Origin of the sequence: Acidisoma sp. (genome assembly GCF_965199065.1) — a bacterium.
Lineage (GTDB): Bacteria > Pseudomonadota > Alphaproteobacteria > Acetobacterales > Acetobacteraceae > Acidisoma.
The window spans coordinates 991,046-1,007,087 of record NZ_CBDAQN010000001.1 but is presented as its reverse complement, the minus strand read 5'-3'; the positions used below and the strand labels follow the sequence as shown (position 1 = coordinate 1,007,087).

The window sequence follows — 16,042 nt, the reverse complement described above, 5'->3', positions numbered from 1 at the left end:
CCCCCGCGTCAGGCGACGCCTGCTCGCAGCAGGTCGTGAATATGGACGAGACCGACCGGAACGTCGCCCTCGGAGACGAAGATGCAGGTAATCCTGGCATCGTTCATCTGTGCCAGGGCTTTGGCAGCCAGGACGTCCGCGGTAACCACAAGCGGCCTCTTGCCCATGGCCTCCTGCACCAGGATGTCCGAGAAGCCTGACCGGAAGGCACGGCGAAGATCGCCATCCGTCAGAACGCCGACAAGTTGACCTTTATCGTTGACCACGGCCGCTATGCCAAATCGTTTCGAAGTCATCTCGAAGATGCCCTCCGACAGGAGCGCGGTCTCCCGCACGATCGGCAATGCATCCCCATGATGCATGATCTGCCCAACCGTGAGGAGACGCGCCCCGAGCTTGCCGCCCGGATGATACCGCTGGAAGTCCATCGACGAAAATCCGCGGCGCTCCAGGAGCAGAATGGCCAACGCGTCGCCGGCCACCAGCTGCATCGTTGTGCTGGTCGTCGGGGCCAGCCCGTTCGGGCAAGCCTCCTGGCTGACAGGCAGGAACAAACCGACATCAGCCGCACGCCCCAACGCGCTTTGCGGGCGCGACGTCATGGCGACGAGAGTGATCTTGAAGCGGCGCGTATAAGCTATGATATCGGCCAGCTCTGGCGTTTCGCCGGACCAGGACAGCGCGAACACCACATCATTGGGCCCGATCATGCCGAGATCGCCGTGGCTGGCTTCGGCCGGGTGCACGAAGTGGCTCGGAGTGCCGGTGCTCGCGAATGTAGCCGCGATCTTCCGCCCGATGATCCCGGATTTCCCCATTCCAGTCAGGAGAACCCGGCCGCCGCTCTTCTCGATAAGTTCGGCGATACGCAACATCGCGGCGGACAGGCCCTGGCTCAGCGCTGCCTGCAGAACCTCGAGGCCCTTTCTCTCGGTCTCGATCGTCCGGGCAAGACTATCAATATGTTTGTCAGCCGAAACCAAATCCGTCTGCGCCGGACCACCAGGTTCCAAGCCGCTTCTTCTCATCTCATTCATGTCTCAGATGCCTAGGGTTGCGGCCGTCTCGCCACGCCCAGTGACGTTGCTCTGTCAGCACGACAACGCCGGGTTCAACATCGGCGCTTCTCGGCCTGCACCCATGAGCTGTATCCTCGGCAATGATCGCGAGGCTAGTCATCTCGTCTAGAAGAACCGGATGCCTTCAGAAGCGCAAGCACCATAAGCTTAATGTTCAAGGTTCCCTATGGCAAGCTCGAAACGACTTCACACTGTCATCCGGTATTCGGCCCTCCGCGGATCGGGCCGAGATCTGGCTGCCGAGCGCGCTCTATTGGAGGATGCGTCTTGCCCGTTCGAGATCCTCGGGCGTATCGACGCCGAAGGGCGCGGTTTCAGTCCTCGCCACGCCAATCCTCATGCCGGCCTCCAGCAACCGAAGCTGTTCAAGACTTTCCCTGATCTCAAGGGGCGATTCCGGCAAAGTAACGAACCGGTCCAGCGCAGGGCGGCGGTATGCGTAGACGCCGATGTGATGCCATCGGAGCCCCGGCCCCCACGGCAGGGCCACCCGCGAAAAGTAGAGTGCCGGCGCGATGTCGGCGTCGCCGCGGAAGGCGCAGGCCGCCTTCACGACGCTCGGCAGGGCCGCCTCGGCGTCGTCATGGATGGGTGCGACCAGCGTGCCCACGTCGAACCCGGGATCGCGCAGCGGCGAGGTGACGGCCCGCAAGAGGTCGGGCGGCAAGGTCGGCAGATCGCCCTGCAGATTGATCACGACATCATGCCGCCCCCCCGGATCGAGTTCGGCGAGAGCGGCATGGATACGGTCGGAGCCGCGCGGCAAAGCCGGGTCGGTCATCACTGCGGTGCCGCCGACAGCGCGTATCGCGTCCGCAACCACGTTCTCCGAGCAGGCAATAGCAACCGGTCCCAGACCGGACTCCATCGCGCGCCGCCAAACATGGACGATCATCGGCTCACCTCCGATCATGGCGAGGGGCTTGCCGGGCAATCTGGTCGAACCCATGCGGGCCGGTATCAGGATGATCGGAGTCATTTCGGCATTACTCTGGGCCTCAATCGCGAAGCGGCATGTCGGCACGGTTCATGCGCTGGTAATCGTTACGAAAATCCGGCACGATCATGCAGGTGTTGCGCCGAGGCCACTTCGCGCGACATGGGAGCTCTCGTCAATAGCATCGGAACCGTTGCGGTATCGGGAGCGCTGGCGCCCCGTTGGCGGACGGGTTATTCCTTGATCTGGACCTGCTGCCGATAAATAGCTGCGTCAACGCGTAAGATGAGGTGTCAGATGGCTGTTCAAGTCGGGCCTGTCGAAGTCGGCAACGACCTTCCCTTCGTCCTCATTGGCGGTCCCTGCCAGATCGAGTCTGAGGCACATGCAATGGAAGTGGCCGAGGAACTCTCCGCGGTCTGCCGGAGGCTCGGCATTCCGCTCATCTACAAGAGCAGCTACGACAAGGCGAACCGCACGTCGGGCGGCGCCGCTCGTGGCGTCGGCATGGCCAAGGGCCTCGACATCCTCGCCGGGGTGCGGGCGCGCTTTGGCATCCCCACATTGACGGATGTGCATGATGCCGGCCAATGCCGGGCGGCCGCCGAGGCTGTGGACGTGATCCAGATTCCCGCCTTCCTGTGCCGGCAGACGGATCTGTTGATCGCGGCCGGCGAAACCGGGGCCGCGATCAACGTCAAGAAGGGGCAGTTCCTGGCGCCCTGGGACATGAAGCATGTGGCTGCCAAGATCGCGAGCACGGGAAACGAGCGCATCCTGCTGACCGAGCGCGGCACGAGTTTCGGCTACAACACGCTGGTGACGGATTTCCGCGGGCTGCCGGAGATGGCGCGCACAGGCTATCCGATCGTCTTTGACGCGACCCACTCGGTTCAGCAGCCGGGCGGCCAGGGCGGCTCCTCGGGCGGGCAGCGCGAATATGCGCCGATCCTGGCACGGGCAGCGCTTGCGGTCGGGTGCGCGGCGATTTTTATGGAGACGCATCCCGACCCGGACCGCGCGCCCTCGGACGGGCCGAACATGATCCCGCTCGCCGAGATGCCGGCGGTCTTGGCTCGCCTGCAGGCGTACGACCGGCTGTCGAAAGGCGGCGCGTCCTGAGGTCTCTCGGCTATGTCGTGCCGCTCTGTCGTGCTAAGACCCGGCGACGGTGTTCGAAGGCTTCTGTCCAAAGCCGCACTGCATCTGGATACCCAGCCGATATGCGTGTCGTAATCATCCCAGCCCGAACATGATCTCCGGCGTAGAGGGTCCAACGCAAAGCAAGCGACAGCGCTCTATCTCTGTGATCAAGAAAATGTTCAGCGGCTTTCTCAGCTATCCGTGAGGCTAACACAAACCTCTGCCGCTCGGCGAACCTGAAGCTAAGTTGCTCCCAGTATCGAAAGGTGGTTCGACGCAGGTGGCGCTGTTCGGTCCTGAATTCGGCGATGTTGAAGTGTCCGCTCATCATGAGCTTGACAGTGCTTGAAAGTCCCTCTTGATCCAAAAGAAGGGAAAGACACGGATGACCTGACGCAGGCATGGGCACGAGGTGTACACTGCCGAAGGCGGCATAACGTTGCACCTGCTCTCTATCTACCTTCAATAGAGGATCATACAACAGATAACGGGTGATGTCTTTAAACGGGAGTAATCCGTCCTCATACTTGAAATTGACGCCGCATATCGCCTTCATATAACGGGTTTCAACAGGAACCACTTCGTGTCGCGGCGAAAATTGCGGCGAAGCTGCGATTACCAGGGTTGCACCGATGAGATCAGCAAAGCGGAGCGCTGCATATCCCCCCATGCTTGAGCCATACGTAATGCGCTGCTCGAAGGGAGCCGCAGCCGATGCTACAGCCGCAAGAGCTTGCGGCAAGTCGTCATACTGCCACCAGGCATTGCTGATGCAGTTAACGAAGACGCCGGCAAGACGGTTCTTGTCCAAGAAGGTTTCACCGAACCCTGGATCATCAAGACCCTGCGTGGGCCTCCAATTCTGAAAACCGACAACGATGCCATTTTCCGGAGCGGTCACGCCCTGATTAGAAAACACATGTAGGTTCGTGCTCCTGTAGATCGTCCTTCGCATCGCACTCTGCTTCATTATCCGGATATGCGTTGATAGAAAGATGACCAGCTTGAACACAAGGAGCATCTTAAGCTGGTTCGTGTCCTACCTGCGTTGAAGCCCAGACTTCCATCCTGCGGCCGAGTGGTTTTGCTCAAGGCCACTCCTCGCCCCTCAGGGTTCAGCATGACTTCCCAGCTTGAGCTTCGATCTGTTCTCCGCGCCGAAGAAAATTCAGATTGTTTGGATCTAGCTCCCGAGCCTTGGAGTTGGAAACCTGCGCCAACTCGAATCTTGCTCCACGTAGGTAGATGGTTGAGAGGTGGTCATGTGCCCAGGCATCGGTTGGCGCTACAAAGCGCCAGCGCTCCGCGAACTGGATAGAAGCCGGCAGATCGCCCCGTTGAAGAGCAACAAGAGAGGCTTTGCGTAAAAGGCTTGGCCTGTCGGATTGGATGGACATAGCCTCGGTTATCGATGCGGCGGCCTCGTCGTAGCGAGCTTGTTTCAACAGCACGTCCGCCAGAGTTTCATATGCTCCAACGTCACCTGCTGCATATGAGACCCACTTCGTTGCGTAGTCGAATGCGTCATCAAGATTATTTGCACGAACGGAAAGTAACGTCGCCCGCCGTAGCAAGTCCGGATTCGCCGGATCTAGTTCCATCGCTTTGTTTATGTTCGAACTGGCAAAGGCGAGATCGCCTTGCTCCTGGTGGATAGTGGCCAAGTTGGCGTAAGCTTGGCTGTTGCCGGGTTCGGCCTTTACCCAGCGTTCTGCCCAACTTACCGCGTCCGAACCGTTGCCTCTTTTAAACGCTATCTTCTGAAAGCCACGATAAAAAGCGGATGCATCTTTGGGTTTAAACGACAAGGCTTCTTGGCCAATTTTTTCGGCCTCGTCGAGATCATCGTTATCGATGAGAAGAAAAAAGAGAGCGTTGTGAACAAAATATCCGGCATAGGCTTTCAAGGCCCTCTTACCCCACTCTATCGCCTTGGCTTTCTCTCCTTTTTTGCTCAAGCGATACATCAGGCTAGCGCAGGTGGCAGAGTTGCCTTCCATCGCGCGAAGCGTCACATCATCGAGTGTATCCGGGAGGAGATCGACATAGGTTATAATTTGAGTGACGAACTCGACCTCCGAGAGTCGCAGCAGCACCAACTTTCGATCTTGAGCCGATTTAACAAAGCCTTTTGTTTGGCTGCCGTCTGTGACAACAATGAGACAAGCTTTTCTGAGCCGGAATTGCCGTGCCAGGATCTCGAATCTTTCCAGGATGGCAGTTTCGGAGAGAAAACGTGTCAAGGACTGATCCAGGCAAACAACTTCAAACGTTGCAAGTGGGCACTCGACTGAGAAGTCAATGCCTAGATTAATCAGCGCTTCGTCACGTCTAACAAGCCAACCTCGGGCTCTGAACTGGCGTTTAGTTTCTTCGGTCAGCGCCTTTTTTGCACGCGACCGATTGAAAAGAATATGATCGGCTTTGCGGTTCCGCGTCAGCAGGAAACCCACGACGACGATAAGTGCTAATAGAATGCAGCAACAAACGATTAGATCAGTCACTGCCCCCTCTAGCTCGCCGCGGTCGGCGCATCAAGGTATCGATGGGCGTGGCCGGGCGCTTCGATGAGTTCGATGATAAAGTACAGGGGAGAAACAAAGAACTGCACACGCCTGCCGCCATAAGCTACCGCTGGCATCGCCGGCCCGGCGGGCATGCAGCGAATTTCGCGAACACGTGCGGCTTCGGCCTCCAGATCCGGCACCAGATAGGCGACGTGGTTCAGGATGCGGTCCCGCGCATTAAGCGCCCGTGTCACCGGACTGTCCTCACGTAGGGGCGCGACGATCTCGTAGCAGATACCCGAAGGATCTCTTCCGAACTGGACATTGACGCCAATGCCTGTGTCGGCAAATTCTTCCGACCAGCGGCCAATACCGAAGAGGGCCGAAAGGTGATCCCTCCCCGCGGCCATGGAAGCTACGACTATCCCAACATGATCAAATTTCAACGTCCCGCTCCGTCGTGTTGAGCAGTTCGCAGCTAGCTTTTCATTGTTACGAGGCGCACGAGATCGCCGACGTTCTTCATCGTGTCGAGATCGCAGGTCTGGAACTTGATCCCAAACTTTTCTTCAACCGCCATGACGATCTCGATCTGCTTGAACGAATCCCACCCTTCGACGTCCTTGGCCGTGAGCTCCGGCTTGAGCGCGATATCGTCGCGCATGAACACGTCACCGAAGATCTCTGCGAGCCCTTCGTAGGCCTGGGGTTCCGTCGTCATTTTATCCCTCAACTGTCGTGATTGGAATCGGCCACGCGGCGAAGCGGGTCAGATCGAGATTGCTGCGACTTGCGCCATCCTCATGCAGGGAAACGACACCGAAGCCGAGCTTCTCATAATGTTTCTCTACCATCCCGTTCTTCGGGGTTGGCTTGTATTCACCTATGAGAGAGTTCGCCCCAACGCTTTTGGCCGCTTCGACCAACAGGTTCAAGGTTGCTTGTTCTACCTGACGCCCCAGAACGCGGCAGCTCATGAGCCAAGTGTCGATCAGCATCGCGCCGTCATCCAGCAGCCGGCCGATGACGATGCCAATGATCCCGTTATCGCCAAAGCGATCGGTAAGACGCAGCTGCAGCCCGACCGCGCGTGGGTCGGACATCATCGACTGGACGTCAGTTTCCGTGTATCGGCGTGTCGTCAGATTAAACTGATTGGTCTTGTTGATCAGCTGCACGACACGCTGCAGGCCGATCTGATCGAAACGCCGCCAGATGAGCTTCATCTCCAGGCTGCGGAGATAGGAGTTCATGTCGGTCGAGCTTTCCCGCAGCGTCTCGCGCTGTGTGTTGCCCTGATATTGCGCGGAGCGCTCGCGATCCTCGTCCGTCACCACGGCGCTTTCGAAATAGCCGGCATCCGCGAGGGCATAAGGGTAGAGCGCGGCATCCTCCGAAACCTCAGGCACCGCGACCATCGGCAGTTCCCGGCGGATCAGTGCGCGCTCGAAGGGGTTGTCGTCGAGGAAGACGAGCGAATCGATGCCGATGTTCAGCCGCTCGGCGATATGGCGCAGGTTGGAGGCCTTGTCCTGCCAATTGGCGACAAAGCAAGCGATGTCGCCGATCTTGAGCACCATGTCGGGGTGCTTCTCGAAAGGCTCGCGGGCGACCGCATCGTCGTTCTTCGAGCAGACGGCGAGAATGATGCCGCGCCTCGCTTGCTCGCGGGCATAATCCTGAACCGCGACGAAGGCTTCCCCTGACGCACTGCCTTGGCCGAGAACGATGCCTTCCAACCCGTCGTCACCGATCACGCCACCCCAGAGGGTATTGTCGAGATCGAGGACGAGACATTTGGATGACAACCCCTGCTTCGCGGCAAGCAGGCGCCCCACGAGATCGCCATAAACCGGGGCAGCTGCCGGCGCGACCTCCTGCTTCGAGCGGTGCCAAAGCGCCGGGTTGAACCAGCTGAAAAGCCCATCCCGCGCCGCGCGACGGTCGAGAGCCAGGAGGTCGACGCCTCCGGCCTGGGTCGCCTGGCGCAGCCGCTCGTTAAGTCTGGTGATGAAGGCGGAGCGCGATCCAATCAGCCGGTGGTCGTTCTCTCCGATGATGCTTGGAAATACGTCAAGCGCGGCCTGCTGGATGATATGGCCACGAAAGGCGTCACGCGTGAGCTTCCAGCAGTTCTCGATCTTCTGCATGACATCGTCGATCGCGCCCGCGGCGACGGGATCCGTCATCCCGGCGGTGACACCTTGCGCAAGCTCGAAGGCGTCGAGAGCGAACAACAGCGCCGTCGGCTTGAACGCGTGCAGATCGGATGAGGCGTCGACGAGTTCCTGGAAATATTGCCCGTAGTTCGTCTCGTAGACGTGAAGCCAGATGCCGCGCCTGAGCGCCGCCACCCGTATGGCCGGAATGAGGTGGTTCGACGTGGAGGATCCGAGAACCGCGAGACGCACCGGCTTGGTGGTGAGACCTTCTGGCGGCCCGGCGCTGAACCTCATCTGGACCGCTTGATCGAGCGCATTCGTGGCCGTGAAGTCGAGGCGCAGCTTGGCTATGCCGATGGCCTCGGCCCAAGTTTCACGCGACAGTTCATGTCCGTTGCGGAAGGCCTTGAGCCGCGCGCGCCAATCATCATCGACAGGTAGCCAATGCAGAGAGGGTGCGGCATTCATCGTGAAGCTTGTCTCCGGGCCAATGTCAGATACGGATGCGTGCACCCGATACGTGATTAACCTCGACCCAGCTGTCGCTCCCTGACAGAAAACGCAGCGGCGTTATGCGCCGGGGTGTTGCAAATGCAGCCAGTACCGGCGCCCGTGAGGAACCGCTGACGCGGTGGACGAGGCCTGGACTGACCACAACGATGTCGAGATTGCCGAACTCCGCCTCGCCGATGGAGAGCCCCTCCTGCTTCGCGAGCGAGCCTAGGTCACTCGCCCCTTCGAAGGTCCAACGCGACTTGCCGCTCGGCCCGAACTCAGCCATCTCATGGCTTTCACGGATAAAGTCGAGCCGGCTGTTGCCGCCCGGGAAACCTACGTAGAGCAGCAGACTTTCAGCCGGCGACGGCAGAGCCTCCAACGAGGCTGCCTGATGGAACTCCATCTCCTCCTCGATCTTGTCGAGGCTATAGATCACCGGGTGGTCGTCGAACACGGCGCGGAGAAGGCGAACAGCCACATCCCGGAAAATAAGTTTCGCCAAGGTGTCGAGCGCTTCGCGGAGCCGCGCGTCCCGGTCAACGTCCTGGGCGATGCTCTTGCCCTGGAGATCGAGAGCGAGCGCATCCTTCCGCGTCATTCCGTTTGGAGCCAGCACACCCGGCAGCACGACGAACCCGTTCGCGATGAGTTCCTGCAGCATGGGCTGCATGTCGGCGACGCAGGACCCAACCGCCAGGCGACCTGTCAAGATTTGGGCGGCATCGGTTCGGTCCGTCCAGAGCCCCCCCAGAATGCTGCGATTGCGTCCGGCGCCATGGGCGTTGGAAAGCACGGCGTGCAACAGATCGAGGTACACCGCCTTGCCGGTGAGCGAGAGGCTGAGATCGATGCTGTCAGGCTTGATCTTGATGAATGGAAGATGGGATTCGCTGATCGGCCGGGTAAAGCTCATGTCGAATCCACAATGCCCATCACCAAGGCCGACCTGGTGCAGGTCAGCCCGGTAGGAGCTCGCCAATGTCTCACCGATGAGTTCGTTGTCGAGGAACGCGCGGATCCTCACAGGCTCCATAAGCTCGCGATGATAAAGCCAGCCGATGGCGCCCTGCGGCGTGAGCTTGTCGATTGAGCCTGTAATCATGAAGGAAAGCCCCCGCTAAATCTTGAGCACATAATCTGATATCGGCGACAAATTCCCAAGCAAAATAATTGGGGTTGCGTTAAAAAATCAGGATTTCCTTACGCGGCCGGCTGAAACTCAAACAACGTCAAGTCGTTGCGGTAACATCGCCCGATAAAGGTCGAGATGCGCGTCCAGCGCCGTATCGAGATCCACAGGACGCCGCATGGTGACCGCCATCTCACAGAGACGCTCAGGGTGATCAACAAGATCCATGATTGCCCCGGCGAGGCTGGCCGCCTGGCCAACCGAGAAGTGCATCCCGTTAACCCCAGGAACCACCTTTTCCGCCATACCGCCGATATCGGAACAAATTACCGGCTTCCCGTTCGCAAATGCCTCCTGGATGACGACCGGGGAGTTTTCCCACCACGTCGACGGAACCACGATCGCGTCCATGCGCTGCATCAGCCTGTGCACATCACGGTTGTCGTAGGCCCCATGGTAGGAGACGCTCTGCCCGGCCTCGGCCAGCGCCTCCACCACCGCAGCCTGGAAGATCGGCGGCTGGTTCGAATAGTCACCGTAAATGTCGATGATCGCGCCGCGGAGACCCATCTTGTTGAGAAGCTTGGCAGCGTCGATGAGGACCGAAATGCCTTTGAGCGGAGACATCTGGCCGAAGAAACCGAACCGCAGCGGACGCGCCGGTGCGGTTGCCTGCACGCTTCCCGCCCCGCTTGCGCTCGCACCAGCTTTGACACGTCTCGATGATGGCCTTGCGGCTGCAGGTTCCGGCAGGGCCAGATCCGAGGCATTGCCATGAACAGCCGGCGGCATATTCTCGAGCACCGCGATCTTTTGCTCGGGCAACCCCCACTCCCGAAATCGGTCAGCCAGGAACCGGCTCGGCGAGATGAAGAGATCGATATCGGCGAAGAATGTCTGGATATAGCGCTTGCGGAGAAAGAAATCCCGCTGCCTGAACTGCGGGAAGCAGTTGGCGCAGTCGCTGTAGCTCTCCCGTTCACAAAGATGTAACGTTTTTGTCTTAACCATCTGTCCGTGGTGGTTGCAGATCGCCAGAAACTCATGAAGGCTGAGGACGATCCGGGTATCCGGCGAGTGGCGCTTGATGACAGAGAAACATTCGACGCCGAAACGCGCGAAATGGTGGGAGTGCACGATGTCGGGCCTCAGCTCCGAGACGAGCTTGCCGAGTGCCTTCGGGAAATTCGGGTCCGGATTGGCAAACTTGAAGTAATCGAACTCCGCTCCCGGATGGTAGAGATAGTCATCCGGCCCGTAGGGCTGCGTCAGCGTGGCGCCCAGGCGGTATTCACTCCTGACGCCGGCACAGCCGAGAAACCACGTACGGGCTGAACGGCCCTTCAGCGCCTGGAACAAGGTCAGCGCCGCAATCTCGGCGCCCCCACGCGTCTCTCTCGGATGCGAGTGGGTCATGATAAGCACGCTTGGTATTGTGCTCATCGCGGCCGGATAGAGCACGTTCGCCAGATCATCCATCGACGGAACTGTCTTGGAAGGTTCGCACGAGCATTGGGTTTCTAGTGGTCAGGCGCCCGGCGGCAAGCTCGTCGGACGCCCACCGCTTCTGGAAGCGCCACGCATTGTAGAGGGTCAGGTTGAAGCGCCAATCCTGTTGATTGCCCTGCGATTGCCGCTCCAGGTGGTAGAGCCTGGCGCGCCGGTCGACCACGCAAAACTTCCCGAGAGCCTTCACCTTTTCGCAGAGATCGGCATCTTCGAAATCACCGATCACATAGCCTTCGTCGAAGCCCCCCACTGACCGTGCCACCTCGGCCGACAGCAGAAGGCAAGCACCGGTCACGGCATCTACGGCGTGCACATTCCGCTGCTCTTCGAACAGGAAGCCCTTGTTTGGATGCTGGCAGAAGAACCAGTTGCCGAGTTCCGAGAGGCGCTCATAGGTGCAGCCGTCATGCTGTGTCGTCTCGTCCTCGAAGACTAGAAGCGCGCCGACGGCGCCGATGTCGGGATCGCTCTCGGCTGTCTCGACCATGTAGTCGAGCCAGCGAGGCTCATCGGGGAAGACGTCGGAATTGAGAAAGCAGACATACTCGCCCCGGGCAACCTCGAGGCCGACATTGTTCGCCGGCGCATAGCCCAGGTTTTCGCCCATTGCGACGAGAACGAAGGGCTTCTCGAAACGCGCCAGGCAGGAAGCGGCAAGATGCTCGGTCGCGCGGATCTGGGACGGGTCGTCGAGCACGTAGATCAACTCGTGGTCGTGCGACAGGGTGCGCGAGAAGAACGCGAGTTGATACTCCATGAAGTCTATCCGGCCGTAGAGCGGCACGATGACCGAGGACTTCGGCCGCGCCGGGGGAACGCCGAACTGGATGACCTTGTAGTCGGGCCTGTTCCGGAGCCGGAATGCGTTGATCGCCTCGACAGCCGGGCCGACGACGTTGTCGTAGCCGCGGACCAACTCGGTGTAGCGCAGGTCCAGCCGGGCAAGGAGGTCCTTGATCGTATCGACGCCGGCACTACGGATCGCCGCCATCGATTTGAAGCCAACCTCGCCGTGGATGGTTTCGACTTCGGCGTAGGCAGTCTCGCCGGGAACGTAGACATCGCCGAGATAGGCGAGGAACCCGCACTTTGCGCTGAGGCCGCCAAACCTGTCGGAGAAGCCGTCTCGTACATCGGCCCGCGAGATGGGAATCCAGGTCTTGGGATCGATCAACGCCCGGCGGCCTCCGCACCGCAGCACCATGGATTTCACGATGGCGAACGGATCGAGCGTCCAGCCGAAAATCCAGAGCCCGTGAGGCGGACAAACGTAGGCGAGGTCGAGCTGGAGGAAGACGGGCCGCTCGAACGTGTCGAGCGTATCGACCCCCGTAAAAATCGGACGGTCGAGCATGTTGATGAGCGTTTTCCACTGCTCGGATCGGACCGCATGGGCCAGCAGGCTGCGGGCGTGTGCGATCTGGGTGCGTTGTTCAGGCGTCTGGGCGCCGTTCAGCGCCGAGTAGAAGATGGAAGCGCCATAACGGAGTGTAAGGTCATGCGGCGCCCCGCGCAGGTCGCGCTGATCGGGAATGAACACGACCATTCCGGTGCCCAGCTTGCGGACATCGGCACGGTCGAAGACGCAGATGACAGGCTCGGCGGTGAGCGTCCGGCCGCTGAAGGTGACAGCCGCCTCACAGTCACCGTGCTCGTTCTCCCAGCCCAGCCCGATCCAGCCGAGAACAAGCCACCCGCCGAGTGCGGAACAAAAGGCAATCGATTCGATATTGCCGGCTACACTCACCGGACCTAACCGGCTCTAGTAGAAAAAATCATTTCTATTGACCTATAGGCCGCGTCATTACCCACTCTGCATGATGCTGCACCGCAACTAACTCTTTCATGGGAATATTTCAATGGGGCATCTGAACTTTCTACATCCCCGGCCATTTCTCACCAGCAAGGACTTGACGGGACTGTTGTTTAGACGCAGATGTAATGCCAATGAAATGATGCAAGTCAGGATTGTGACAGCTGCGTCATCAAGGCCGCAAGATCAGGATCTGAGGCCATCCGGCCCCACGCCAACGTGATTTCGCGACGTGCGGCCTCAGCATTTCCTTCCGCCCAGAGCAGCCGCGCCAGCGTCGCCACGGGCCACGGATCGGAATCGCATTCGGCGATGAAGATCCGCAGCCGGACCGCCGCATCATCGGGTCGCCCGACATCGAGCAAATAGCGGCAAAGCACATGGTGCTCCGTGGAGCCGAGGAGCGGCGCCGCCGCCAGACGGGATGCGAGGCTCGCTTCCACCCGCCGATGCCGGCGGGGACGCATACGGCAGAGCGTGTCGAGAGCGAAGGCCAGAACCTCACCGCTCGTGGCGCTGCCGCCCGGAGACCGGGAGCAGGCCAGACGGAGGCAGGCGAACATCTGCCGGTGGCGCCCGGCGCTCCGCATGGCGCCGAGCGCCATCACCTGCAGCGCGCGCGGCAGCGACGAGATCGTCGCAAATTCACTGAATTCGGGTCTGGCGGCCAATATTCCCGCCGCCTCGGCTGGGCGAACCGATGCCGTATGGAGTGCAATGGCAAGGCTGCCGCCCGGCATCGCCATCTTCGGGGCGAGACCCTTGAGCAGCTCCTGCACGGCACGCGGCCGCTCCTCAAGCCCCGGCAGTGAAATTAGCCGGTCGATCTCCGCCGCGAGGGCGGTCGCTGGCTCAAAAGGCGTTTCACCTTCCGTCTGGTGTTCGTGATCCGGGCGAAGATGGGGCCGATAGGGTTCGAAGAGTGCTTCGACCCAGGAGAGGACGTCCCGAGCGGCGGCCGGCAGCGCCGCTGCCTGTTCAGGCGAGGCACCGCGCGCGGGCAACAGACGTTCGCGACGCGCGATCTTCTGCAGCCACAGGGCGGGCAGAACGTGGCCGTCCGCGATCTCCGGCAGGCGGAAGACGAACCGTTCCGTGAGCTCCATGATGACGATTTGCGGACGAAAGGCCGCGAGCAAGGCGTGGTCCATGGCCGGGCTGTGCACCTGCACGGTCACGTCATGAAGTTCCTTGAGAAACTCAGTGAGTTCGTAGGAGAAGCTGTCGCCGAAGAGGAGCAGCCGCCGCGGTTCGGCGCCCAGTGGCACCGGCCGCGCGAAGATGCGGACACGGCCGTTGTTCGGAACCATGTTGTCGTGCAGCAGGACCGCAGGCTGGCGGAATTTGGCGATCGGGCGGGTAGAGTGCTCGACAGGGTCGAGTTTCTTGCCGAGATCCCCAGGGTTTGCGGTCTCCCCCCAATGTGAAGGATGTCGGGCAGGGTCTGCTGGCGGCGGCTCTGGACCGCGAGGGCCGCGACCAAGGCGCCGACATGGTTCCAGTGGCTGTCGGTCCGGGGATAGACATCCGTCACCTGCGCCAGTGCGGCGAGAGCTGGCGCCATGTCGATCACGGCCGGGTCCTGGCCGAGGAAGGTCGCCGGGCGGGCAGTGTAGGATGACGGCAGCAGGTGCCGGTAGACGCTTTGCTTGTCGGGAGCGAGCAGAAACAGGAACTCGGCGCCGGCGGCGCGGGCGGCGCCGGCCCGCGCCCGCAGCAGCGCGAGCCAAGCCTCCTGCCTCGGCAGCGGAATGGGCAGCCGGCCCTGATGCTGCTCGTTGATATGATTTGAATCTCCGTCGATAAAGAGATGCGGCCCGAACCGGAGCACGATAGGGGAGCTGGTCTGCCCTTCGTCGCCGATGCCGGCCTGGCTCGGAAGACCTGGCGTGATTGCGGTCGCCATGCGGGACAAGCTCAACCTCTCGTGCAGGCAATACTACGGGAAGCAGGCAGCGTAGATCATCCCGCCACACATTTTCTTGCGTAATAGATGCGATCTAGATCGTCTGCGTTGTCGTGCGCTAGACCATGGCTTCCACAGGAACACGTTGCTTGGCCGCGTCGATGAGCTTGGCGAAGGGGCTGGGCAGGCGGCGGAGGTCGATGTCCGTGCCCGGCGGCGCCAGCGATGGATTGCTGATGGGACCGTACCCACGCACCACCTGCATCGCTATATAACATTCCTGCACCACCCGGAGCGCGTTGCCGACCTCGCCGTAGGCGTAGAAATTCTGAAACTCGGCAATCGAAGATCCGAAACGAAAGATCCCCTCTCCGCGCGACCACTCCTCGATGGCTGCATCCCGCTGCCCGTCCCGGTATCGGAGATAGCCGGTGATGAATAGCCCAAGTAGAACATTCGTCAGCGCCTGCGGCCATTCGGTAAGGTCGGCCGCAAAGCTCGGAATGACAGCGAAATGCTCGGTTGCTGCCGTCTCCCGGCCGGCCTGGAAGGCGAGGTAGCCCGCTATCAGCCGCACCGAGGTATGCCAACGCAGGAAGAGCCCACGCGGAATCTTCGGCGTCTCGGCGAGGAGCTGGCGGCTTTCGCTCTCAAAGAAACGGCGAAGCGCCGGGTCGTCCACCTCATGGTTAAGGAGCCGATAGCCAATGACACAAAGAGCCGCAGCCCTGAGGGCGAAATCGGGCGGGAGCCGGCGCACGCAGTGATAGGCCGCATAGGCAAGCGTATGCGGATCTGCAAGCCGGGTTGAAGGGCTTTGGATGAGGCGGATGAAATCCTGCCCTGACAAGACTTCAAGGCCGCTCAGCCGGTCTCGATCGCTAGTCACCGGCAGCAGCATCGCCGCTTCGCCGTCGTAGGCGTATAGGGCGAAGTTCGTTTTCAGCGGCGGAGGGATCAGCGCGATGTCCAGCGCGATTGAAAAGCCCGAGATCGTCGCCTGATTGCCGTACTTGCCACCGATGTCGGTCCTCAGCTGATCGGGCCGGGCTGCGTGGATCACCTTGCGATCGCTCACCACAAGGACCTCCAGCGCCGGCAGAGCCTGGCCTTCGGCGCGATGTGAAACCGCCCAACCGGCCAAAGTTGCGCCCACGAGCGTCAGATGAGCACTGTCGACCGATCCTGCAAAGCCGCCGGGCTGTATCAAGATAGGCCGGCCCTGGTAATCAAACGTTCCTGGAGAAGCCGCGTTCAATCATCATGCCCCTGTTGCATCTGCCTCAGAAAGTCCACTCGATGGCAGACCGTTTTGTCGCCGGCCGATCGTGATCATGCCGATACGACGACCATGAAACA

At 60.6% G+C, this 16,042-nt stretch carries 13 protein-coding genes; 1 reads left to right on the top strand and 12 read right to left on the bottom strand.

What is annotated here, in order from left to right:
• Nucleotides 1-8: 8 nt before the first annotated feature.
• Nucleotides 9-1,028: a KpsF/GutQ family sugar-phosphate isomerase gene (locus ACOEQ1_RS04705; RefSeq protein WP_419758641.1), complete on the bottom strand. Its 1,020-nt coding sequence runs from the start codon at nt 1,026-1,028 to the stop codon at nt 9-11.
• A gap of 301 nt (nt 1,029-1,329) precedes the next feature.
• A complete protein-coding gene (locus ACOEQ1_RS04700; RefSeq protein ID WP_419758059.1) occupies nt 1,330-2,058 on the bottom strand; it encodes a 3-deoxy-manno-octulosonate cytidylyltransferase in 729 nt (242 codons plus the stop codon).
• Nucleotides 2,059-2,313: 255 nt separating this feature from the next.
• Here ACOEQ1_RS04700 and kdsA point away from each other — a divergent pair, with 255 nt between their 5' ends.
• Nucleotides 2,314-3,138: a 3-deoxy-8-phosphooctulonate synthase gene (kdsA, locus tag ACOEQ1_RS04695; protein ID WP_419758058.1), complete on the top strand. Its 825-nt coding sequence runs from the start codon at nt 2,314-2,316 to the stop codon at nt 3,136-3,138.
• 10 nt (nt 3,139-3,148) lie between these two features.
• Here kdsA and ACOEQ1_RS04690 read toward each other — a convergent pair whose 3' ends face one another.
• The 10 genes from ACOEQ1_RS04690 to ACOEQ1_RS04645 all read right to left on the bottom strand — a co-directional run bounded on the left by ACOEQ1_RS04690 (nt 3,149) and on the right by ACOEQ1_RS04645 (nt 15,893).
• On the bottom strand, nt 3,149-4,180 hold the full coding sequence (locus ACOEQ1_RS04690; RefSeq protein ID WP_419758057.1) for a hypothetical protein: 1,032 nt from the start codon (nt 4,178-4,180) through the stop codon (nt 3,149-3,151).
• 94 nt (nt 4,181-4,274) lie between these two features.
• Complete coding sequence (locus tag ACOEQ1_RS04685) at nt 4,275-5,663, bottom strand: tetratricopeptide repeat protein (protein ID WP_419758056.1); 1,389 nt, start codon at nt 5,661-5,663, stop codon at nt 4,275-4,277.
• 8 nt (nt 5,664-5,671) lie between these two features.
• Nucleotides 5,672-6,112, bottom strand: coding sequence for a VOC family protein (locus ACOEQ1_RS04680; RefSeq protein ID WP_419758055.1), 441 nt, complete (start codon nt 6,110-6,112; stop codon nt 5,672-5,674).
• Nucleotides 6,113-6,144: 32 nt separating this feature from the next.
• Nucleotides 6,145-6,387, bottom strand: a complete 243-nt coding sequence (locus ACOEQ1_RS04675) for an acyl carrier protein (RefSeq protein WP_419758054.1) — start codon at nt 6,385-6,387, stop codon at nt 6,145-6,147.
• Between the two features lies 1 nt (nt 6,388).
• A complete protein-coding gene (locus tag ACOEQ1_RS04670; RefSeq protein WP_419758053.1) occupies nt 6,389-8,296 on the bottom strand; it encodes an HAD-IIIC family phosphatase in 1,908 nt (635 codons plus the stop codon).
• Between the two features lie 25 nt (nt 8,297-8,321).
• Complete coding sequence (locus tag ACOEQ1_RS04665; RefSeq protein WP_419758052.1) at nt 8,322-9,428, bottom strand: hypothetical protein; 1,107 nt, start codon at nt 9,426-9,428, stop codon at nt 8,322-8,324.
• A gap of 117 nt (nt 9,429-9,545) precedes the next feature.
• The gene (locus tag ACOEQ1_RS04660; RefSeq protein WP_419758640.1) at nt 9,546-10,871 is read right to left on the bottom strand and encodes a glycosyltransferase family 4 protein; all 1,326 of its coding nucleotides are present in this window, start codon (nt 10,869-10,871) and stop codon (nt 9,546-9,548) included.
• 55 nt (nt 10,872-10,926) lie between these two features.
• A complete protein-coding gene (locus ACOEQ1_RS04655) occupies nt 10,927-12,711 on the bottom strand; it encodes a glycosyltransferase (protein WP_419758051.1) in 1,785 nt (594 codons plus the stop codon).
• A gap of 1,240 nt (nt 12,712-13,951) precedes the next feature.
• On the bottom strand, nt 13,952-14,683 hold the full coding sequence (locus ACOEQ1_RS04650; RefSeq protein WP_419758050.1) for an alginate O-acetyltransferase AlgX-related protein: 732 nt from the start codon (nt 14,681-14,683) through the stop codon (nt 13,952-13,954).
• 118 nt (nt 14,684-14,801) lie between these two features.
• A complete protein-coding gene (locus tag ACOEQ1_RS04645; RefSeq protein WP_419758049.1) occupies nt 14,802-15,893 on the bottom strand; it encodes a hypothetical protein in 1,092 nt (363 codons plus the stop codon).
• Nucleotides 15,894-16,042: the final 149 nt, after the last annotated feature.

Bases quoted from the DNA above. Each gene is read 5' to 3' on its own strand.
- ACOEQ1_RS04705 (WP_419758641.1), bottom strand. From the start codon at position 1,028: ATGAGAAGAAGCGGCTTGGAACCTGGTGGTCCGGCGCAGACGGATTTG.
- ACOEQ1_RS04700 (WP_419758059.1), bottom strand. From the start codon at position 2,058: ATGACTCCGATCATCCTGATACCGGCCCGCATGGGTTCGACCAGATTG.
- kdsA (WP_419758058.1), top strand. From the start codon at position 2,314: ATGGCTGTTCAAGTCGGGCCTGTCGAAGTCGGCAACGACCTTCCCTTC.
- ACOEQ1_RS04690 (WP_419758057.1), bottom strand. From the start codon at position 4,180: ATGCTCCTTGTGTTCAAGCTGGTCATCTTTCTATCAACGCATATCCGG.
- ACOEQ1_RS04675 (WP_419758054.1), bottom strand. From the start codon at position 6,387: ATGACGACGGAACCCCAGGCCTACGAAGGGCTCGCAGAGATCTTCGGT.
- ACOEQ1_RS04670 (WP_419758053.1), bottom strand. From the start codon at position 8,296: ATGAATGCCGCACCCTCTCTGCATTGGCTACCTGTCGATGATGATTGG.
- ACOEQ1_RS04665 (WP_419758052.1), bottom strand. From the start codon at position 9,428: ATGATTACAGGCTCAATCGACAAGCTCACGCCGCAGGGCGCCATCGGC.
- ACOEQ1_RS04660 (WP_419758640.1), bottom strand. From the start codon at position 10,871: ATGACCCACTCGCATCCGAGAGAGACGCGTGGGGGCGCCGAGATTGCG.
- ACOEQ1_RS04650 (WP_419758050.1), bottom strand. From the start codon at position 14,683: ATGGCGACCGCAATCACGCCAGGTCTTCCGAGCCAGGCCGGCATCGGC.